We start from the raw sequence: 19,581 nt of genomic DNA on the forward strand, positions 1-19,581 counted from the left end.
GCCTCTCCCTTGGGATAAGAGGCCGCAGGGCAGGGACGATGGCAGCAGGGCCGGTCAGACAGGATGATCTGAGGCGCGAGCCGATGCTGCCGCCGGGCTTTTCGCTCGTCACCCTGCGCGAATCGGGCGACGCCTTCGCCCATGCGCAGGCGATCGCGGCCGAGGCCGGCGCCGCGACTCTGGTCTGGGTGCGACGTTTCGACATCGTCGAGTTCGCGGTCGTGCTCGAGCCCGATGCCATCCTCGCTGAAGCCCGGCTCGCCCACTACCTCGCCATGAACGCGCTCGCCGATGCGTTGGCGGTGCATTCGCCGCCGGAGCGTCCGGTGCTGTTCCGCTGGCCGGATGCGCTGACCTATGATCTCGGCCTGATCGGCGGCGGCCGTCTCGGCTGGCCGGCGGATTGCCCGGAGAATCAGGTGCCGGACTGGCTGGTCTTCGGCGCCATGGTTCGGGCGACGACGATGTCACCATTCCAACTCGGCCAGACCGGCGTGGGCATGGCCGAGGAGGGCTTCGAGGAGGTCGATGCGGTCGATCTGATCGAGTCCTTCTGCCGCCATCTCATGCTCGGCGTCAGCCACTGGCAGGAGGAGGGCGCCAAGGCCGCTGCCCGGCGCTGGCTCGATCGGCTGGAGAAGGTCGTCGGAGTCCGCCATGGCATCGAGCCCAATGGCGACCTGATCGCGACCTCCCAGTTCGGCACCGAACGTCGAGGCCTCGTCGAGGCGCTGGCGAAGGCCGACTGGCTCGACCGCGATAGCGGAGCGCCGAAGCTGTGAGCGCCCTCAAGCTCCCGCGCGCGATCCGGCTCGACCCCTCGGACAGCTTCGTCTTCCGCAAGGCCGCGGAACCGGGCGAATGGCTGGTCACCGGCTCCTTCCTGTTCACGCCCGAGAGCGTCGCCGGGCTCGACACCAAGGGCCGCGTCGCCTTCCGCTCCGGCTTTCTCGGCATCGACAGCTTCGGCTGGAGCACGCTCGCCATCGTCACCGAGTCGACGGCGGAGGAGCGCGAGCAGGCGGTGGCGCAGTTCGCCGCGCAACTCGTCGAAAAACTCGGCGCGCCTGATCTTGCCACTGCGCGGGTTGCGGCGGAGGAGGAGATCGCCTTCGCCGCCTCGCTCTGCGATCATCCCCAGCAGACCCTGCTCGCCTTGCATCGCACGATCGAGGATGGCGAGATCCGCGAACGCTTCCGGACCTTGATGCCGCGCGGCGATACGCCGAAGGATGCCTTCCGCGCCTTCGAGTTCGTCGAGACCGATGGCGAGGACGAGCCGCAGGAAGAGGTCGATCTGATGCAGCTGGTGAAGGACGCGCCGCGATGACCCATTTCTGGGCGAGCTCCGGCCATCTCCTGCTCGACCGCGAGCCGGGTGGCGGCCTCGTCGTCACCGACGATTTCCTCAAAGCCTATCTGGCGCGGCCGGAAGTTCTCCCGCCGGAGGAGGCCTGCGACGCCGAGCGGGCCCTGCACGGCAAGCTGATGGCGGAGCCGCAGGCCGAGGTCGCCGAGCGCGAGATCGCGGCGATCGCCGATGCCGATGCGCGCGAGAACTGGCGTTTCCTGCTCGGCTGGCGCGAGCGGCTGCTGGCGGCGCCGACCCTGCAGGGCGCCTATGCCGGGATCATCCGCGGCGGCACCTCCGGCATCCCGCCGGTGTTTCTCGACCAGCTCGTCCACGTCATCCTGCGTGCCGGGCTCGACGAGGAGAGCGATCCCTTCGTCGTACGCGCCGCCGAGTGCCTGTTCCGGCCGCAGCGCGTCACCCTGCACGAGAATACGATCCTGCTCGCCGATGCCGAGATGATCGAGGGGCACGAGGCCGATCGGCATGCCTCGCCATTGCTCGCCATGCTGGGCGGCCCGGCGGTGACCTCGCTCGATATCCTCAAGCAGGCAGATGCCGCACGCTACTGGCAGCGCTCGGATGCCTTCGACATGGTGCTCGATCTCGGCGGCCAGCCCTCGGGCCGTGCCGCGCTCGGCAGGGCGATCGCCCACTGGATCAGGCAAATCCATGGTTTCGACGCCGAGATCGAGGCGGTCGAGAATGTCCGGGATGCCGATTGGCGCTGGTTCGTTGGCCTGGATGCGCAGGCGACGGCGATCGGCAATGCACTCTGGAAGGGCGAGACGCTGGGTGAGGACAAGGCCTCGCGGCTGATCGCGCTCTACCGTTTGAGCTTGCCGTCCGAGGTGCCGGTGCTGCCGGCGGCCAGGGGAGCGCCTATCTATCTGATGCTGGCGATGGACGACGACCGGCTGGTCAGGATGAAGCCGCAGAACCTGGTGACCGGCCTGCCGCTCGCCACGCACGAGATGGCGAACTGAAGGGACCGCAACATGGCCCAGCAGCATCACGAGGTCGGTGTCGTGGTCGAGCGGCGCAAGCTCGACTCGCCCTGGGCCGACCACGCCTGGGCGCCGATCGCGGTGCTGCCCGAGCCGCCGCCGCTCGCGCCCTGGAGCAGACTCGCCGGCGACGACAGGCGCGAGCAGTTCTATCTCGGCGCGGCCGTGCTGACGCTGCACTCGGTCGATACCGCTCATTTTCGCGAGAATTTCGCGAGCGGCAACGCCAAGCTCTGGGTCTCCGTCCGGCCGACCGGGATCGAGCCGGCGCTGGAGTTGGTCGGCGTCACCGCCGACCCATCCGAGGGCGAAGTCTTCCTCGAGAATGTCGACGATATCGTCGAGGCCGTGCCGATGCCGGCCGCGATCGCGCAGGCGGTGCTCGCCTTCTTCGAGGCGCACCATGTCGAGCGCGAATTCGTCAAGCGCAAGCGCACCGAGCATGATCCGCGCAAGGGCGGAATGCGGCCGCGGCCTGGCCTCGAACGCGGAGAGGGCTGATGCCGCGCCCCGACGACGAGGATCGTGAAGAGGGCTTCCTCGGCCGCTGGGCGCGCCGCAAGCAGGAGGCTCAGAGCCGCGACCTGCCCTCTCCCCCTTTGTGGGGGAGAGTTGGAGAGGGGGGTATGCCGTCCTCGACAGAGGTTGTGCCGGGCGCGGAAGGGACTGCGGGTGCGACACCCCCCTCCCAACCCTCCCCCACAAGGGGGGAGGGTTCCCGAGCCCCAGCCGAACCGGAGATGGTCGAGCCGCCCTCTCTCGATCTCGTCGACAAGGATTTCGACCTCGCTCATTGGCTGAAGCAGAACGTGCCGGAGGAGTGGAAGCTCAAGGCGCTGCGCCGCGCCTGGGAGAGCGATCCGGCGATCTCGGGCTATCTCGACCCGGCCCGTGACTACGCGCTCGACTGGAATACGCCGGGCGGCGCGCCAGGCTACGGGCCGCTCAGCGAGTCGGACAATGTCGAGGAGATGCTGGCCAATATCTTCGGTAAGCCCCCCGAGCCGGCTCCGGAGCAAAGCGAAGCGGTGCGTAACGACGTCGCAGTTGTTCGACCTTCGTCTAATGAAGCGGCGGATGCCGATCCTGCTGCGCCGCAGCGCGAGGCGGGCGTCGAGCCGTCGCCTGTCCGTCTGAGCAAGGTGGAAGCCTCGGTAAAATCCAGCGAAAATGCTGCTGAAACTGCATCTTCGGCCGATGCGGTTTCCGCTGCGCCGCAAAATCGCACCGAAATCTCGCGCCTGAGGCGGCGCGGCGGCGGTGCGACACCGCTCTGAGTTTCAGTTGAGAACAATTGCAATCTAGGGCGATAAGGCTCCATTATCACCGTGGGCTCCAGCACGTCGCAACGTGCCGGTGCGGGATTGGAGACGCCTTCGTTCATGCGGGACCAGGCTCTGGAACGGGCGATCGAAGCGGCCGGCGGCGTGCGTGCGCTGGCGCGGGCGGTCGGCGTCTCGCAGCCGGCGATCTCGACCTGGAAGCGCGTCCCGGCTGATCGTGTGCTTTCGGTGGAAGCTCTGACCGGTGTCTCGCGCAGCGAGCTTAGGCCTGACCTTTATCCGCAGGAGCCGATCATCGTCGAAGCGGCCGGGCCTGCGATCGACGAGCTCGACGCTGCCCGCGCTGACGAGTTCGAGCTGATCGGCGCCTTGCTCTGGCGCGCTCCCACGGCCGAGACGCTGGCCGCCCTGCAGGGCTTGCGTGGCGATGCCTCGCCGCTCGGCATGGCCCATCTCGCGCTGGCCGAGGCCGCTGCCGAGGCAAGCCCCGAACAGGTCCGCGACGAGTTCTTCCAGCTCTTCATCGGCGTCGGACGCGGCGAACTGCTCCCATACGCCTCCTATTACCTGACCGGCTTTCTGCATGAGCGTCCGCTCGCCCTGGTGCGCGAGGACATGGGCAAGCTCGGCCTCGCCCGGGCCGAGCGCGTCGGCGAGCCCGAGGACCATATCGCTGTGTTGATGGATATCGAGGCCAAGCTGATCCGCGGCGAGGTCTCGGGCGAGGGCGTCGACGAAGCTTCTTTCTTCGCCCGTCATATCCGGCCCTGGGCTGATCGCTTCTTCGCCGATCTCGAGACCGCCGAGACGGCGCGATTCTACCGCGCCGTCGGCCGAGTCGGCAGCCTCTACCTTTCGATCGAGACGCAGGCCGCGAGCCTGCCCGCATGACTTACGGCACGGAGGAGACGACGATGTCGCAGAAGAGCAAGGAGACGGCTCTCGACCGCCGCAACTTCTTCAAGACGCTCGGCGCCGGCGCGACCGTGGCCGTCGCTCCTGTCGCGGTGACGCCTGCCGCTGCCGTCGATCCCGGCAAGGACGAGACGAAGGCGCGCTATCGCGAGAGCGAGCACGTCAAGGACTTCTACCGCGTCAACCGTTACTGAGGAGGCCGGCGTCATGCTGATCAAGCGCAAATCCGCCGACGTCCAGCGCGGCCGCCTGCAGAGCGCCCTCGGGGGCCTCGCCTCCGGCGTGATGGATCGCCGCTCCTTCCTGCGCCGCTCCGGGCTCATTGCCGGTGGCGTCGCGGCTGCGGGTGCCCTGCAGATCGGCGCCGTCCGCAAGGCTGAGGCCGCTGAAGCCGGCCCGGCGACCGGGACCAAGGTCGTCAAGAACATCTGCACCCATTGCTCGGTGGGCTGCACCGTCCGCGCCGAGGTCAACAACGGCGTCTGGGTTGGCCAGGAGCCGGCCTGGGAGAGCCCGATCAACCGCGGCAGCCATTGCGCCAAGGGCGCCTCGGTCCGCGAGCTGGTCCATGGCGACCGGCGCATCAAGTACCCGATGAAGCTGGTCGACGGGCAATGGCAGCGCCTGTCCTGGGACCAGGCGGTCAACGAGATCGGCGACAAGATGCTGGAGATCCGGGCTAAGTCCGGCGCCGACTCCGTCTATCTGCTCGGCTCGGCCAAGTTCTCCAACGAAGGCTCCTATCTGTTCCGCAAGTTCGCGGCCTTCTGGGGCACCAACAACGTCGACCACCAGGCGCGCATCTGCCACTCGACCACGGTCGCGGGCGTCGCGAACGTCTGGGGCTACGGCGCCATGACGAACTCGTACAACGACATCCGCAATTCGAAGACCGTGCTGTTCATGGGTTCGAACGCGGCCGAGGCGCACCCGGTCTCGATGCAGCACATCCTGACCGGCAAGGAGCAGCAGCGCGCCAACGTCATCGTCTTCGATCCGCGCCTGACCCGCACGGCGGCGCACGCCACCGACTATGTCCGCTTCCGCTCAGGCACCGATATCGCGGTGATCTGGGGCCTGATGTGGCACATCTTCAAGAACGGCTGGGAGGACAAGGACTTCATCGCCGCGCGCGTCCACGGCATGGACGACGTCCGCAAGGAGGTCGAGAAATACGATCCCAAGACGGTCGAGGACATCACCGGCGTCCCCGGCGAGCAGATGAAGCGGGTCGCCCAGACCTTCGCCACGGTGAAGCCGGCGACCTTCGTCTGGTGCATGGGCGTGACCCAGCACTCGGTCGGCACGGCCAATGTCCGCGCCATCTGCACGCTCCTGCTGGCGACCGGCAATGTCGGCGCGCGCGGCACCGGTGCCAACATCTTCCGCGGCCACTGCAACGTGCAGGGCGCGACCGACTTCGGCTTGGATATCTCGAACCTGCCTTGCTACTACGGCCTGGTCGAAGGCGCCTGGCGCCATTGGGCCCGCGTCTGGGGCGTCGACTACGACTATTTCGTCTCGCGCTTTGACGAGGTGCCGGCCAAGGGTGGCCGCGCCGCCCGCACCCGCAAGCAGAACATGGAGACCTCGGGGCACACCTCGACCCGCTGGTTCGACGCGGCCAACCTGCCAGCCGAGCAGGTCGACCAGAAGGACAATCTCAAGGCCATGTTCGTCATGGGCCATGGCGGCAACACCATCCCGCGCATGCCCGATGCGGTGAAGGGCCTCGAGAAGCTTGAGCTGCTCGTCGTCTGCGATCCGCACCCGACCAATTTCGTGTCGCTCGGCGGCCGCAAGAACGGCACCTACATCCTGCCGATCTGCACCCAGTTCGAGACCTCGGGCTCGCGCACCTGCTCGAACCGCTCGGTGCAATGGGGCGAGAAGGTCGTCGAGCCGATCTTCGAATCCGCCAGCGACTATGCGGCGATCTACAAGTTCTCGCAGAAGCTCGGCTTCGCCACCGAGATGTTCAAGCCCTATGATATGGTCCAGGGCAAGATCGGGCTGGAGCCGACGGCGGAATCGATCCTCAGGGAGATCAACCGCGGCGGCTGGTCGACCGGCTACACCGGCCAGTCGCCTGAGCGGCTGAAGCTGCACATGGCGAACCAGGACAAGTTCGACATCGTGACGCTGCGCGGCGCCAAGGGCTCGCCGGTCGAGAACGACTTCTACGGCCTGCCCTGGCCGTGCTGGGGCACGCCCGAATACAAGCACCCGGGCACGCACATCCTCTACAACACCTCGCTCGCCGCGAAGGATGGCGGCGGCACCTTCCGGCCGCGCTTCGGCCTCACTCGCGAGCGCACCCTGCCCGATGGCAGCAAGGTCGAGGATACCCTGCTCGCCGAGGGCGGCTCCTACTCGCTGAACTCGGAGATCAAGGACGGCTATCCCGAGTTCACCATGGGCGTGCTGAAGAAGCTCGGCTGGGACAAGGACCTGACGCCGGCGGAGCTCGCCACGATCTCCTGGATCGGCGGCAACAATATCGACGCCGTCTCCTGGTCGATCGATCTGTCGGGCGGTATCCAGCGCGTCGCGATGGATCATGGCTGCGTGCCCTATGGTAACGGCAAGGCCAGGGCCAATGCCTGGAACCTGCCCGATCCGGTGCCGGTCCATCGCGAGCCGATCTACTCGCCGCGCGTCGATCTCGTGGCGAAATGGCCGGCCCGGCCGGACGAACGCACGCTGCGCATCCCGAACCTGCACACCTCCGTTCAGAAGGCGGCGGTCGAGAAGGGCATCGCCAAGTCGTTCCCGATCGTGCTGACCTCCGGCCGCCTCGTCGAATACGAGGGCGGCGGCGAGGAGACGCGCTCGAACAAGTGGCTCGCCGAGCTCCAGCAGGACATGTTCGTCGAGATCAACACGGCGGATGCGGCCGAGCGCGGCATCCGGGACGGCGCGATGGTCTGGGTCACCGGCCCGGAGAACAACTCCAAGGCCAGGGTCAAGGCGCTGGTCACCGAGCGGGTCGGCAAGGGCGCGGCCTTCATGCCCTTCCATTTCGGCGGCTTCTTCCAGGGCGTCGACCAGCGCGGCAACTACCCCAAGGGGCTCGACCCGATCGTGCTCGGCGAGTCCGTCAACACCGTCACTACCTATGGCTATGACCCCGTGACCGCGATGCACGAAGGCAAGGTCACGCTCTGCCAGATCGCGGCGGCGTGAGGAGGAACTGAACCATGGCCCGGATGAAATTCCTCTGCGACGCCGACCGCTGCATCGAGTGCAACGCCTGCGTCACCGCCTGCAAGAACGAGAACGACGTGCCCTGGGGCATCAACCGCCGGCGCGTCGTCACCATCAATGACGGCAAGCCGGGCGAGCGCTCGGTCTCGATGGCCTGCATGCACTGCACGGACGCGCCCTGCATGGCCGTCTGCCCGGTCGACTGCTTCTACAACACCGCCGATGGCGTCGTGCTGCACAACAAGGACCTGTGCATCGGCTGCGGCTACTGCTTCTACGCCTGCCCGTTCGGCGCCCCGCAATATCCGAAGGTCAGCAACTTCGGCTCGCGCGGCAAGATGGACAAGTGCACCTATTGCTCCGGCGGTCCTGAGGTCGATCTCTCGCCGGCCGAATATCAGAAATACGGCTCGAACCGTCTCGCCGAGGGCAAGCTGCCGCTTTGTGCCGAGATGTGCTCGACCAAGTCGCTGCTCGCCGGCGACGGCGAGGTGATCGCGCAGATCTACAAGGAACGCGTGGTCAAGCGCGGCTACGGCTCGGGAGCCTGGGGCTGGCAGACCGCCTACCGGGAAACCATCACGATCTGAGCTGGGGGAGGGGGGCGCATCACGGCTCGAAAAGGGTCGGGTGCGTTCCTCCCCGGATCGCTACGCTTTCGCGAAAGGATGCCGCCATGTCGCTCCGCGCCCCTCTCCGCTTCCTCATTACGGCGCTGCTGCTGGCCGTCGCGGTCGGCTTCGCCCTGCCGGGCTCTGCCCAGCAGATCAATCCGACCGCCGACTCGGTCAAGGAGAAGCAGTTCCTCGACGCGCTGAAGGGCAACCCCTCGGCAGAGCTGCAGGGGCGCATCACCATCCCCGACACCAAGGCGGCGACGCTGGAACGTCCGGCCGGGCGCGAATGGCGCGCCTTCCACCAGAACACGATGACCAAGATCGGCGCGGTCGCCGTGCTCGGCATGCTGATCGTGCTGATCGCCTTTTATCTCATCCGCGGCCGAATCCGGATCGAGAGCGGCCCGTCCGGGCAGACACTGACGCGCTTCAACGGCTTCGAGCGCTTCATGCACTGGCTCACCGCCGCCTGCTTCATCGTGCTGGCGCTGTCCGGGCTCAACGTCACCTTCGGCAAGGCGCTGCTGCTGCCGCTGGTCGGACCGGAGGCGTTCACCAACATCTCGGTCGTGGCGAAATGGGCGCACAACTACCTCGCCTGGCCGTTCATGCTCGGCATCGCCCTGATGTTCCTGGTCTGGATCAAGGACAACATCCCCGGCATGGTCGACATCCGCTGGTTCGCGGCCGGCGGCGGCATCGTCGGCAAGGGGCACCCGCCGGCCAAGCGCTTCAACGGCGGCCAGAAGATCGTGTTCTGGACCGTGGTCGTCGGCGGCGCTGCACTCGGGGTTTCGGGCGTCTACCTGCTCTTTCCCGCGACGGCCGGGGGCGTGCTCAATCTGCAATTCTGGAACGTGGTCCACGGCATCGTCGGCGTGCTGATGGTCGCCGCCATCCTTGCCCACATCTATATCGGCACGGTCGGCATGGAGGGCGCCTTCGACGCGATGGGCTCCGGCGAGGTCGATCTCAACTGGGCCAGGGAGCACCATTCGCTCTGGGTCGCCGAGGAGATGAAGAAGGGCCATGTCCACGGCGGCAAGCTGCAGCCGGCGGAGTGAATTCTTGCCGCGCTTGACCCGCTGACGGCATTTGCACGATGACAGCCGGGCGCGTCTCGCGCCCGGCTTTGTCTTTTTGAGGATGTCGTTGTCGATGCGTGTTATCGGACTGGCGGGCTGGAGCGGGGCCGGCAAGACGACCCTCCTGACCAAGCTGATCCCAGAGTTCAATCGTCGCGGCGTCAGGGTCTCGACGATCAAGCACGCCCATCACGCTTTCGATTTGGACACGCCCGGCAAGGATTCCTGGGCGCATCGGCAGGCCGGCGCCTCCGAGGTGCTGATCTCCTCGGCCAGGCGCTGGGCGCTGCTGCACGAATTGCGCGATGAACCGGAAGCGGCGCTGCCGGAGTTGCTGGCGCGGCTGTCGCCGGTCGATCTCGTCATCGTCGAGGGCTTCAAGCGCGATCCGCACACCAAGCTTGAGGTCTATCGCGCCGCCAACGGCAAGCCGCCCTTGCATCCGGACGATCCCAGCATTGTCGCCGTGGCCAGCGACACGCCCTTCCCGGAAGCCGGTCGCCCGGTGATCGGGCTCGACGACGTCGCGGCCATCGCCGATTGTCTCTTCGCCAATGCGCAGCCGCTCGACGCGGTACTGGCCCGCGCGCAGCAGGAGGGACTCTAACGATGGCGCAGCTCAGCGCGGATGCTGATGCCTTCGGGGCGATGCTGACGATCGAGCAGGCGGCCGAGCGCGCGGCCGAGCACATCACGGCGGTGACCGGCAGCGAGACGATTCCGCTTGCCGCGGCAGATGGGCGCGTGCTGGCCGCGGATGTCGCCGCGCCGCTCGACCTGCCGCCCTTCGCCAATTCGGCGGTCGATGGCTATGCGGTCCGCTTCGTCGATCTGGTGGCCGGTGAAACGCAGCTTTCGCTCTCGGGCCGGGTTCCTGCCGGCGCCGACGCCGCCGACGTCGCGACGGCGGGGATGGCCGTGCGTGTCTTTACCGGCGCACCGATGCCGGCGGGTGCCGACACCGTCTTCATGCAGGAGGACGTCAGGCTGAGTGCCGGCGCGGTCATCCTGCCGCCAGGGCTGAAGCGCGGCGCCAATGCACGGCCGGCAGGCGAGGACCTGCCGCGTGGTGACAAGGCGCTCGCTGCCGGCCGGCGCCTGCGCCCGCAGGATCTGGCGCTGCTCGCCGCGCTCGGCCTGACGCAGGTGAGCGTGCGCCGCCGCGTTCGCGTTGCGATCTTCTCGACCGGCGACGAGCTCAACGAGCCCGGCATGGCCCTGCCGCCGGCCGGCATCTACGACGCCAATCGCAGCCTGCTGCGTGCGCTCGTCGCCCGCGCCGGCGCGGAGGTCGTCGATCTCGGCATCCTCAAGGATGAGCCGGAGAGCCTCGCCGCACGACTGCTCCAGGCTGCGGAAAGCTGCGACCTGATCCTGACCTCGGGCGGCGTCTCGACCGGCGAGGAGGACCACGTCAAGGCAGCGGTCGAGCGTGCTGGCGAACTCGCCTTCTGGCGTGTCGCGATCAAGCCCGGGCGGCCGGTGGCGATGGGTCTCGTCGCCGGCACGCCCTTCATCGGCCTGCCCGGCAATCCCGTCGCGGTCTTCGTCACCTTCGCCTTCGTCGCCCGCACCGTGATCGCGCTCCTCTCGGGCACGACGCCGAGCAGGCTGCATGGGCTGCCGGTCAGGCTCGGCTTTCCCTACAAGAAGAAGGCGGGGCGGCGCGAATATGTCCGTGTCTCGCTCGCCCCCGGTCCGGATGGCATCGCCGTGGCGCGCAAGCATCCTCGCGACGGGGCGGGTGTCCTGACCTCGCTCACCGAGACCGATGGGCTAGTTGAGCTCGCCGACGAGCTGACGAGCGTAGCGGAAGGCACGATCGCGCCCTTCCTCGCCTATGAGATGCTGACGGGCTGACCTCAGTCACGCCGGAAAATCACCGTCGCCAGCCAGCCCAGCAGCAGCGCCACCGTGATCGTCGCGAGGCCGTAGAGAAGCGGCCGATCATGCGCTGCCGAGGTCATGCGCTGTTCCGCGCCGGTCTTCACCACCTCGAAATTGGTGGTCTGGCGTGCCAGGATCGAGCCGCCGGCATAGAGCAGGACCTCGACCTCATAGGGGCCGGTCGGCGCGATCGCCGGAATCTTGATCTGCGAGCTGAACAGGGCCGGAGACAGGAAGGTCACGCCCCGTTCGTCAAGCGTATAGAGCTGCTTGCCTTCGAGCGTCCGGATCAGCGCCTCGCGGAAACGGGCGATATCGAACTCGAAGTCGAAGCCTGTCGGCGGGCGCTGCGCATTGGCCAGGCCGATCTTGTCGCGCCGCGCCGCCTCGTCCGACAGGATCTCCTTGATTGGCCGGCTGGTCGCGACCGAGAGATAGATCGAGCGATCCGGGAAGCGGCGCTGAGTGCGGTTGATCCAGAGCGGGCCGACGCGCTCCTTCTCGCGCACGATCAGCATGCGCCGCGGGCCGCGGACGGTGACGACGATGTCGTAGGGGTCGGCCCGCGCGACGGAGCGGCCGTCGCGCTCGACCAGGCCGAACACCGCGAGCTGGTCGCCGGTGAAGTTGGAAGCGATCGCGATCCGATGGGTCGACAGGGCCGCGATCAGCGCCTCTGCCTTCGCGGGGAGGGAGGCGAGGGCCGCGAGGCAGGTCGCTATGAGGGCGAGCGCCGCGCGTCTCATCGCTGCGCTCCTTCCGTCACCACCACCGAATAGGGCTCGCTCGGCGGCAGGAAGAGCTCGACCGCGAAGCGCAGGCCGACCGAGAGGATCAGCAACGCCAGCAGCAGCCGGAACGAGGAGACGTTGAGATTGCGCGCCGCCCGGCCGCCGAACTGCGCGCCGATGACGCCGCCGACCAGCAGCAGCATGGCCAGGATGATGTCGACCGACTGGTTGGTGACGGCGTGCAGCACCGTCGCGCCGGTCATGGTGACCAGGATCTGGAACAGCGACGTACCGACCACCACGGCCGGCGGGATGCGGAAGAAGTAGATCAGCGCCGGCACGAGCATGAAGCCGCCGCCGACGCCGAGCACGGCGCCGATGAAGCCGATGATCACGGCGAGCGCCGCGATCGGGATCACGCTGGCATAGAGCTGGGAGCGCGGGAAGCGCATGCGCAGCGGCAGGCCCATCCAGGGCGGGTGCGAGCCGGCCTCGCGCAGGCGGCGGGCCGGCTTGCCGCTGCGGTCGCGCAGCGCGGCACGCACCGCGTCGAACAGCATCAACCCGCCGATGCAGGTGAAGAGTGTGACATAGGCCACGGTGATCACCAGCTCGAGCTGGCCGAGCCGCCGCATCGAGTTGAAGAACAGCACGCCCAGGACCGTGCCGAATATGCCGCCCGAGACCAGGATGCCGCCGAGCTTGAAGTCGAGCGCGTTGCGTCGCCAATAGGTCAGCACGCCCGTCATCGACGAGCCGGCGACCTGCGCGGCGACGGTTGCGACTGCGACAGCCGGGGGAATGTCGAGAAAGATCAGCAAGGGCGTCAGCAGGAAGCCGCCGCCGACACCGAACAGGCCGGAGATGAAGCCGACCGCGCCGCTCAGTCCGAGTACCAGGAAAATGCTGATCGGCAGTTCCGCGATCGGGAGATAGATCTGCACGCTTCCAAACCTTGCCGGCCGTCGATGCCACCCCATGTCGAGCATGGCCGCAAAAGTGGATACGACTTTTGCGACGAGAACATGCCCGACGTGCCGAGTCGGCACGAATTTCTGCTACTTGGCCGAGACCGGCCAAACGGAAATCACGCCGTAGCGGTGACGCTACAGCGGAAACCTTTTCAATTTGTGCAGTTTTGAGTGGCTTTCGGTGCAGGTCCGGCCCGCACCGGAAGCTCAGCCGCGGCCCGGCTTGGCCGGCTTTTTGGCGGCGACCGGCGGCTCGTCCCAGCCCTTGGCCGGCTGCGCAACCTCGTTGGCGCTCGCCTCCAGCGGCTTCGGCTTCCAGCTCTCCGCCGCCGACTTGGCGGCAGCGAGCTCACCTGCCGGCAGCCGGCTCGCCACCTCGTCGCGCTTGCGGCCGGCATCCTCGTCGCCCTGGGCGGCCGCGATCGCGAACCAGCGATAGGACTGGCCGAGATCGGCGGGTGCGCCGAGGCCGCGGCCGAGCAGGATGGCGAGGTTGTACTGGCTGTCGCGCACGCCATGCTCGGCGCCGCGGCGGAACCATTCGGTAGCCGTGGCATAGTCCGGCTTGCCGCCGGCACCCTCGGCATAGAGCACTGCGAGATTGTGCATCGCCTTGGCGTTGCCACGCTCGGCGGCGCGCCCATACCAGACCTTGGCCAGTGCCGGGTCGCGGTTGGTGCCGATGCCCTTCTCGAACATGTTGCCGAGGCGGAACTGCGCGGGCCCGAGACCGGCGACGGCGGCGCGCTCGAACAGGCGCAGCGCCAGCTTCGGGTCGCGGTTGCCGGGGCCGTCGGCCGCCTGGGCCGCGATCTGGTAGACGGCGCGGGCGTCGCCGGCGAGCGCCGCCTTGCGCAGGCCGGCGCTGCCGGCGGTCGGCGGCAGATCACCGATGCCGGTGACGGTCTCGACCGCTTCGGACGGACTCTGCAGCGGCAGCGAAGCGACCATGGAAGGCACGGAAGCCGCCGGCGGCGGCGCCTCGGCACTCGCCGTCTGCGCCGGCGCGGGAACGGCGGCTTGCGCCGGCGTCGTGCCGATCTGCAACGGCGGCAGGGCCGAACTCTGGTCCTTCACCGGCGGTGCCGCCGGCTCGGCCGGGGTTCCTTGCGGGGCTGGCTTGGCCGCAGGAACGTCGGCGGGGGCGGGCCGGGTCGTTTCGGCCCGGCTGCTGCTCTCGTTCACCAGCTGCTTCTTGGCGCTGCCCTGCTGGCTGCTGGAGAAGACCTGGGCGGCGCCGATCGCGAGAACCAGCGCGGCGAGGCCGAGCAGCAGAGGCCGCCGGCGCTTTTCCCAGAGCTCCTTGAGACGCCCGCCGCTGGAGGCGGCCTTGGCCGCCTTGCCGGGCTTGGTCGTCTCGGTCGCAGCCGGGTTGGTGGCAGCAGCATCGCTGGCAGCCTTGGCCGAGCGCCGCGCCGCGGCGATCAGGCTCTGGCGGACGGCCTGCGGATCATTGCCCTGTGGGGCGGGTGCCTCGGGGCGGGGCCGGCCGGAGCCCGGCTCCAGCGGCAGGTCGAGCCCGCCGGTGCGCGGCAGGCGCGTCTCGGCGGCGAAGCGCTCGGCCATCGGGACGGCGGGAGCCACCGCCTTGACCTCGTCGGCTGCGGCAGGCGTGCGCACGCGCGGCGCCGGCACGACGCCGTGCCGGTCGCTGCCCAGCTCGGCTTCGAGATCGCCGAGGCGACCGATGATGGTCTCCAGCGTCCGGTGCACGGCGCCGATCGCATCCTGGGTCTCGCGTCCGGTCGAGACATGGGTCTCGCGCAGGCCGCTCATCAGGTCGCTGAGTTCCGACAGGCTGGCGCCGCGAGACGGCGGCAGATCGGCCATGGCGGCGCGCGCCGCGCGCTCGGCGGCCGCCGTGGTGTCCTCGCGCATGCCCTGGAGATGGACGACGAGGTCCTGCAGCGTCCGCTCGATGCCGTTTTCGGCCGAGCGCGTCGCAGCCTGCTGGTCCAGCCGCTGGGTCAGGCCGGCGATCTGGCGTTCGAGAGCATCGAAGGAATCGGAGCCGGCGCCGGGCCGGCCGGCCTCGTCGATCTTGGCGGCGAGGCCGCGCAGCATGTCCTCGACCGGGCGCATATCGACCCGGGCGAGGGGCGTGCCGCCATCGTCCACCATCTGGGCGAGCCTGCTCGACGCGGCGAGCTGCTCGACGCGGTCGGTCAGCGTCTCGATCCGGTCTTCGAGCCGGCTTGGCGGCCGTTCGGCCAGGTCTTCGAGCTTGATCACCAGCGCTTCGATGCGCCCGGCGAGCTCGTTCGAGGCCGGGCGGCCGATGGCGTCGAGTTCGCCGAGGCGGGCGACGAGCTGGTCGACCTGCCCGTCGATCACCGAGGTCTTCATCGTGGGCAGCGAGTCGAGCTTCTGGGCGAGCGATTCGACCTGGCGCGACAGGGCAAGCAACGGGGCGCTGTCACCGGTGCGCTCGCGCAGGCGATCGGCATGCAGGCTCTCGCGCACATCCTCGATCGCCAGCGACAGGCTGCGCAGGTCGCGGGTGTCGTCGCGCAGGCGCCCGATATCCGAGGTCAGCGCGTTGAGCTGCAGCGACAGGTCGTCGAAGCGCCGGCCGTCCGGAGCGGAGACGATCTCGCGCAGTTCGGCCAGCTCGTTCAGGATCGGAGCGATCGTCTGGCGGTCTCCGCCGCGTGCTGCGAGCGCATCGACCTTGGCGGCGAGATGGGCGACTTCGAGCTCGAAGCGGTTGTAGCTCTCCTGCGAGCGCCCGTCGGACAGGCGGCCGATCTCGGCCTCGATCCGCGCCAGCGGCTTCAGGACGGGGTCGAGCCGCTCACGTCCGTCGAGGCGGTCGAGCCTGGCTCCGAGCTCGCCGATCGCCCGTTCGAGCGGCTTGTAGGCGGCGCGCTGGTCCTCGACCCGCATCGCCGGCTGGGCCGGGGCGATGCGATCGTTCAGCTGGCGCAGATCCTCGCGCAGGCTCGCGAGCGTCGGCGCGGCGGCGACAGGGCGCTCGAAGGCGGGAGCGAGAGGCCGCTCGAAGGCTGCGGCGCGCGCATCGCCGTCGAGGGCGCGCTGACGCGAGCGGATATCGGACACGGCGGCGGCGAGGCCGTCGCGGCTGAGCACGACCGGGCGCGTGGCTTGCGGCGCGGGCGGCGGGGGGGCAGCCGGCCTGCGGCTCGCGTCTTCGGCCCGGCGTTCGATGTCGCTGAGGCGGGTGCCCATCGTCTTGATCGCATCGGCGATCACGGCGGTGGCGCGCTCCTGGCGCTCGACCGTGGCGCGCTCGCCCTGCGACAGGCGGCCCTCGGTGCGCTCCATCCATTGCGCGATCGAGTCGAGCGCGCTTGCGGTGCGCGCATTGCTGTCGCGCGTCAGGCGCTCGGCCATGGCGGCCTGGGTTATGAACGCGTCCATGCGGTCGCGCGTGAACTCGGGCCTGGCTGGGGCGGCCTGCGGGGCCGCAGCCGTCTGCATGCCGCCCTGGGAGAGGCGGGCAAGGCGCTCGGAGAGCGCGGCGATATCCTGCTCCTCGGCGCCCTGTGCGACGGTCTCCGGCTCCCCGGCCTCTTCGCGAATCTTGTTGTCGAGCCACTCGCCGAGCGTCATCCCGGCGCGGCGCGCAGCCGCTTTCGCCGCGTCACGTGTGCGCGGATCGACGCCCTTGACGCTCCAGGGCAGGCTGGTCGCCATGTCACGCTCGCCTCGAGGGGCAATCTCGACCAAGGACGCTCGCAGCCCCCTCAGGTGGCGGCGCCCTTGCGATCTCGGCAATCATGAACATCGGGTTGATGCGAACGATACTGGAGACCGCGGCACCGACTTTTCGCCGTCACGGTAAATAGAGCGTTAAGATCGAGGGGCCGGACGTTAATTTTCCGGAAACGACTGCCGAGGCAGGTTGCCCGGGCCGGGCATAACGGTAACTTACCCCCGGCCGGCGGCTAACGACGTGACGTAAGGGAGCCGTCGCGCGTACATTGCCGGCAACGCAGGGGGCACCCTCCAGTGGGTAGTCGCCCCCGCTCCGCAACCTTAAGGATCAGACATGCCGCGCCAAAGCTCAGCTCTGGCGGCCACTCCAAGTCACGACGGCCGCTCCGCCTCCCCGCAGACCACGAATCCCGCCGAAGCCGATGGCTTCACCATCAGCGACCTCGCCCGCGAATTCGGCGTCACCCTGCGCACGCTGCGCTTTTACGAATCGCGCGGCCTGCTCGCGCCGGCCCGTTCCGGCCTGACCCGGATCTATTCCGGTCGCGACCGCGCCCGGCTCGCCCTCATCCTCAAGGGCAAGCAGCTCGGCTTCACCTTGGTCGAGATCCGCGCCATGCTCGCCAACGAGGAAGGCAAGGAGCTCAAGGGCAAGGAACCGTCCGCCTCTGTCGGCGGCCTGCAGCTCAGCCGCAGCCAGATCGCCGAGCAACTCGAACTGCTGCGCAGCCAGCGCACAGAGATCGAGACCGCTATCGCCGAGCTCGAAGCCACGCTCGCGCGCCTCGACGCCTGAATCAGCCCGGCCCTGCGGCCGGCACTCGCTACGATCACGATGCCCTGAACCCGCGCCGGTTCAGGGCATTTTTCGTTTGCAAGCTCTGCGTGCGGCGCGCCAATCTCACCCGACTACGCTGTCCGGACGAAAAAGTTGGCATGGGCCCTTGGCAAGTTGCGACCAGATAGTTTATATATGAACTATCTCGAAGCGCCGCTGTCATATGAAGCCGGCAAGCTTCGTCACGAAGGCTGTACGAAACGCCAGGGAGGGATGCGATGCCGGTCTACAAGGCGCCTGTCGAGGACACGCTGTTCCTGCTCAACGACGTCTTCCAGTTCGAGCGCTACAACAACCTGCCGGGCTTTGCCGAGGCGACGCCGGACCTGGTCGAGGCCGTGCTCGGCGAAGGCGCTAGGCTCTGCGAGGAGGTGCTGCAGCCGATCAACCATTCCGGCGACCAGGAAGGCTGCAAGCGCAACGCCGACGGCTCGGTGACGACGCCGAAGGGCTTCAAGCAGGCCTATGAGGCCTACGCCGCCGGCGGCTGGGTCGGTCTCGCCATGGATCCCGAATATGGCGGCCAGGGCCTGCCCTACACGCTCGGTGCGATCATGAACGAGTTCTCGTCGTCGGCGAACATGGCCTTCGCCATGTATCCGGGCCTGACCATGGGCGCGATGGCGGCGCTCTATGTCCACGGCTCCGACGAGCAGAAGCGCACTTATCTGCCGAAGATGGCCGAAGGCACCTGGTCGGGCACGATGAACCTGACCGAGCCGCATTGCGGCACCGATCTCGGCCTGATCAAGACCAAGGCCGTGCCGAACGGCGACGGCTCCTACTCGATCACCGGCACTAAGATCTTCATCTCGGCCGGCGAGCAGGACATCACCGAGAACATCATCCACCTCGTGCTCGCCCGGATCGAGGGCGCCCCGCAGGGCGTCAAGGGCATCTCGCTCTTCGTCGTGCCGCGCAACGAGGTCGGCGCGGACGGTTCGGTCGGTGCCAACAACCACGTCTCCTGCGGCTCGATCGAGCACAAGATGGGCATCCACGGCAATTCGACCTGCGTCATGAACTATGACGGGGCCAAGGGCTGGCTGATCGGGACCGAGAACAAGGGCCTCAACGCCATGTTCGTGATGATGAACGAGGCTCGCCTCGGCGTCGCGATCCAGGGGCTGGCCCAGTCCGAGGTCGCCTATCAGAACGCCGTCGCCTACGCCAAGGACCGCCTGCAGGGCCGGGCGCTGACCGGCGCCAAGAGCCCCGACAAGCCGGCCGACCCGCTCTTCGTCCATCCCGACGTGCGCCGCACGCTGATGTCGATCAAGGCCTTCAACGAGGCGGCTCGCGCCTTCGTCATCTGGAATGCGATCAAGTCGGACGTCGCCCACCGCTCCGGCGATGACGCCGAGCGCCAGGCTGCCGATGACCAGCTCGGTCTGATGACGCCGGTGCTCAAGGGTGTGCTCACCGATGTCGGCTTCGACAATGCGGTGAAGGCTCAGCAGATGTATGGCGGCCATGGCTACATCGCCGAGCATGGCATGGAGCAGTTCGTCCGCGATGCCCGCATCGCCATGATCTACGAGGGCGCCAATGGCGTGCAGGCGATGGACCTGGTCGGCCGCAAGCTCGGCCGCGACGGCGGCCGCGCCATCATGGCCTTCTTCAACGAGGTCGGCGCCTTCGTGAAGGAGAACGAGGGCGACGAGGCGCTGAAGCCGCTGCTGGTTTCGCTCGCCGCCTCGCTCGGCCATCTCCAGCAGGCGACGATGTGGTTCATGCAGAACGCCCTCGCTAAGCCGGACAATGCCGGCGCCGGCGCGCATGACTACATGCACCTGCTTGGCCTGGTCTCGCTTGGCTATATGTGGGTGAAGATGGCCAAGGTCGCGCAGGACAAGCTCAAGGCTGGGGCCGACGAGCGCATGAACGCCAAGCTCGTCACCGCCCGCTTCTTCATGGAGCGCTCGCTCCCTGAGACCGCCGCGCATCTGGCGCGGATCACCTCCGGCTCCGACGCCACCATGGCGCTGAGCGCCGAGCAGTTCTGAGCGTG

17 protein-coding genes are annotated in these 19,581 nt (G+C 68.2%); 14 read left to right on the forward strand and 3 right to left on the reverse strand.

The features are described from left to right. Positions 1-38 precede the first annotated feature (38 nt). The 12 genes from VGV58_RS06430 (at position 39) to VGV58_RS06485 (ending at position 11,325) form a co-directional block, all read left to right on the forward strand. Complete coding sequence (locus VGV58_RS06430; protein ID WP_326873140.1) at positions 39-782, forward strand: biotin/lipoate--protein ligase family protein; 744 nt, start codon at positions 39-41, stop codon at positions 780-782. Further along, positions 779-1,330, forward strand: coding sequence for a DUF6505 family protein (locus tag VGV58_RS06435; protein WP_326873141.1), 552 nt, complete (start codon positions 779-781; stop codon positions 1,328-1,330). The genes VGV58_RS06430 and VGV58_RS06435 overlap by 4 nt, the downstream gene beginning before the upstream one ends. Further along, on the forward strand, positions 1,327-2,337 hold the full coding sequence (locus VGV58_RS06440) for a DUF6352 family protein (protein WP_326873142.1): 1,011 nt from the start codon (positions 1,327-1,329) through the stop codon (positions 2,335-2,337). The genes VGV58_RS06435 and VGV58_RS06440 overlap by 4 nt, the downstream gene beginning before the upstream one ends. A gap of 12 nt (positions 2,338-2,349) precedes the next feature. Continuing rightward, entirely contained in the window at positions 2,350-2,859 is a 510-nt protein-coding gene (locus VGV58_RS06445; RefSeq protein WP_326873143.1) for a DUF3305 domain-containing protein, read from the forward strand. Further along, entirely contained in the window at positions 2,859-3,635 is a 777-nt protein-coding gene (locus VGV58_RS06450) for a DUF3306 domain-containing protein (protein ID WP_326873144.1), read from the forward strand. The genes VGV58_RS06445 and VGV58_RS06450 overlap by 1 nt, the downstream gene beginning before the upstream one ends. 105 nt (positions 3,636-3,740) lie before the next feature. Then, complete coding sequence (locus tag VGV58_RS06455) at positions 3,741-4,532, forward strand: Cro/CI family transcriptional regulator (protein ID WP_326873145.1); 792 nt, start codon at positions 3,741-3,743, stop codon at positions 4,530-4,532. Beyond that, on the forward strand, positions 4,529-4,750 hold the full coding sequence (locus VGV58_RS06460) for a formate dehydrogenase (protein ID WP_414643881.1): 222 nt from the start codon (positions 4,529-4,531) through the stop codon (positions 4,748-4,750). The genes VGV58_RS06455 and VGV58_RS06460 overlap by 4 nt, the downstream gene beginning before the upstream one ends. 13 nt (positions 4,751-4,763) lie before the next feature. Next, complete coding sequence (locus tag VGV58_RS06465) at positions 4,764-7,742, forward strand: formate dehydrogenase subunit alpha (RefSeq protein WP_326873146.1); 2,979 nt, start codon at positions 4,764-4,766, stop codon at positions 7,740-7,742. A 14-nt stretch (positions 7,743-7,756) separates the two neighbouring features. Continuing rightward, positions 7,757-8,353, forward strand: a complete 597-nt coding sequence (gene fdh3B / locus VGV58_RS06470; protein ID WP_326873147.1) for a formate dehydrogenase FDH3 subunit beta — start codon at positions 7,757-7,759, stop codon at positions 8,351-8,353. An 86-nt stretch (positions 8,354-8,439) separates the two neighbouring features. Next, a complete protein-coding gene (locus VGV58_RS06475) occupies positions 8,440-9,444 on the forward strand; it encodes a formate dehydrogenase subunit gamma (protein ID WP_326873148.1) in 1,005 nt (334 codons plus the stop codon). Between the two features lie 94 nt (positions 9,445-9,538). Further along, positions 9,539-10,072 (forward strand): molybdopterin-guanine dinucleotide biosynthesis protein B, encoded by a 534-nt coding sequence (gene mobB / locus VGV58_RS06480; protein ID WP_326873149.1) that lies wholly within the window; start codon positions 9,539-9,541, stop codon positions 10,070-10,072. Positions 10,073-10,074: 2 nt separating this feature from the next. Further along, positions 10,075-11,325, forward strand: coding sequence for a molybdopterin molybdotransferase MoeA (locus VGV58_RS06485; protein ID WP_326873150.1), 1,251 nt, complete (start codon positions 10,075-10,077; stop codon positions 11,323-11,325). 2 nt (positions 11,326-11,327) lie between these two features. Here VGV58_RS06485 and VGV58_RS06490 read toward each other — a convergent pair whose 3' ends face one another. From VGV58_RS06490 to VGV58_RS06500, 3 genes are all read right to left on the reverse strand, one after another. Continuing rightward, positions 11,328-12,098: a TIGR02186 family protein gene (locus tag VGV58_RS06490; RefSeq protein ID WP_326873151.1), complete on the reverse strand. Its 771-nt coding sequence runs from the start codon at positions 12,096-12,098 to the stop codon at positions 11,328-11,330. After that, on the reverse strand, positions 12,095-13,027 hold the full coding sequence (locus VGV58_RS06495; protein WP_326873152.1) for a sulfite exporter TauE/SafE family protein: 933 nt from the start codon (positions 13,025-13,027) through the stop codon (positions 12,095-12,097). Before VGV58_RS06495 ends, VGV58_RS06490 begins: the two co-directional genes overlap by 4 nt. Before the next feature lie 234 nt (positions 13,028-13,261). Next, positions 13,262-16,711 (reverse strand): hypothetical protein, encoded by a 3,450-nt coding sequence (locus VGV58_RS06500; protein WP_326873153.1) that lies wholly within the window; start codon positions 16,709-16,711, stop codon positions 13,262-13,264. Between the two features lie 355 nt (positions 16,712-17,066). On the opposite strand from VGV58_RS06500, the gene VGV58_RS06505 reads away from it, so the two are divergent. Continuing rightward, on the forward strand, positions 17,067-17,528 hold the full coding sequence (locus tag VGV58_RS06505; protein ID WP_152016818.1) for a MerR family transcriptional regulator: 462 nt from the start codon (positions 17,067-17,069) through the stop codon (positions 17,526-17,528). Between the two features lie 260 nt (positions 17,529-17,788). Further along, positions 17,789-19,576 (forward strand): acyl-CoA dehydrogenase C-terminal domain-containing protein, encoded by a 1,788-nt coding sequence (locus VGV58_RS06510; RefSeq protein ID WP_326873154.1) that lies wholly within the window; start codon positions 17,789-17,791, stop codon positions 19,574-19,576. The last annotated feature ends 5 nt before the right edge of the window (positions 19,577-19,581 follow it).

The sequence above is a fragment of the Allobosea sp. genome, from assembly GCF_035944895.1.
Classification (GTDB): domain Bacteria; phylum Pseudomonadota; class Alphaproteobacteria; order Rhizobiales; family Beijerinckiaceae; genus Allobosea.

What these genes read in the sequence shown, in the direction of transcription:
- VGV58_RS06430 (WP_326873140.1), top strand. Translation starts at nt 39, where the DNA reads ATGGCAGCAGGGCCGGTCAGACAGGATGATCTGAGGCGCGAGCCGATG.
- VGV58_RS06440 (WP_326873142.1), top strand. Translation starts at nt 1,327, where the DNA reads ATGACCCATTTCTGGGCGAGCTCCGGCCATCTCCTGCTCGACCGCGAG.
- VGV58_RS06445 (WP_326873143.1), top strand. Translation starts at nt 2,350, where the DNA reads ATGGCCCAGCAGCATCACGAGGTCGGTGTCGTGGTCGAGCGGCGCAAG.
- VGV58_RS06450 (WP_326873144.1), top strand. Translation starts at nt 2,859, where the DNA reads ATGCCGCGCCCCGACGACGAGGATCGTGAAGAGGGCTTCCTCGGCCGC.
- VGV58_RS06455 (WP_326873145.1), top strand. Translation starts at nt 3,741, where the DNA reads ATGCGGGACCAGGCTCTGGAACGGGCGATCGAAGCGGCCGGCGGCGTG.
- VGV58_RS06460 (WP_414643881.1), top strand. Translation starts at nt 4,529, where the DNA reads ATGACTTACGGCACGGAGGAGACGACGATGTCGCAGAAGAGCAAGGAG.
- VGV58_RS06465 (WP_326873146.1), top strand. Translation starts at nt 4,764, where the DNA reads ATGCTGATCAAGCGCAAATCCGCCGACGTCCAGCGCGGCCGCCTGCAG.
- fdh3B (WP_326873147.1), top strand. Translation starts at nt 7,757, where the DNA reads ATGGCCCGGATGAAATTCCTCTGCGACGCCGACCGCTGCATCGAGTGC.
- VGV58_RS06475 (WP_326873148.1), top strand. Translation starts at nt 8,440, where the DNA reads ATGTCGCTCCGCGCCCCTCTCCGCTTCCTCATTACGGCGCTGCTGCTG.
- mobB (WP_326873149.1), top strand. Translation starts at nt 9,539, where the DNA reads ATGCGTGTTATCGGACTGGCGGGCTGGAGCGGGGCCGGCAAGACGACC.
- VGV58_RS06485 (WP_326873150.1), top strand. Translation starts at nt 10,075, where the DNA reads ATGGCGCAGCTCAGCGCGGATGCTGATGCCTTCGGGGCGATGCTGACG.
- VGV58_RS06490 (WP_326873151.1), bottom strand. Translation starts at nt 12,098, where the DNA reads ATGAGACGCGCGGCGCTCGCCCTCATAGCGACCTGCCTCGCGGCCCTC.
- VGV58_RS06500 (WP_326873153.1), bottom strand. Translation starts at nt 16,711, where the DNA reads ATGGCGACCAGCCTGCCCTGGAGCGTCAAGGGCGTCGATCCGCGCACA.
- VGV58_RS06505 (WP_152016818.1), top strand. Translation starts at nt 17,067, where the DNA reads ATGCCGCGCCAAAGCTCAGCTCTGGCGGCCACTCCAAGTCACGACGGC.
- VGV58_RS06510 (WP_326873154.1), top strand. Translation starts at nt 17,789, where the DNA reads ATGCCGGTCTACAAGGCGCCTGTCGAGGACACGCTGTTCCTGCTCAAC.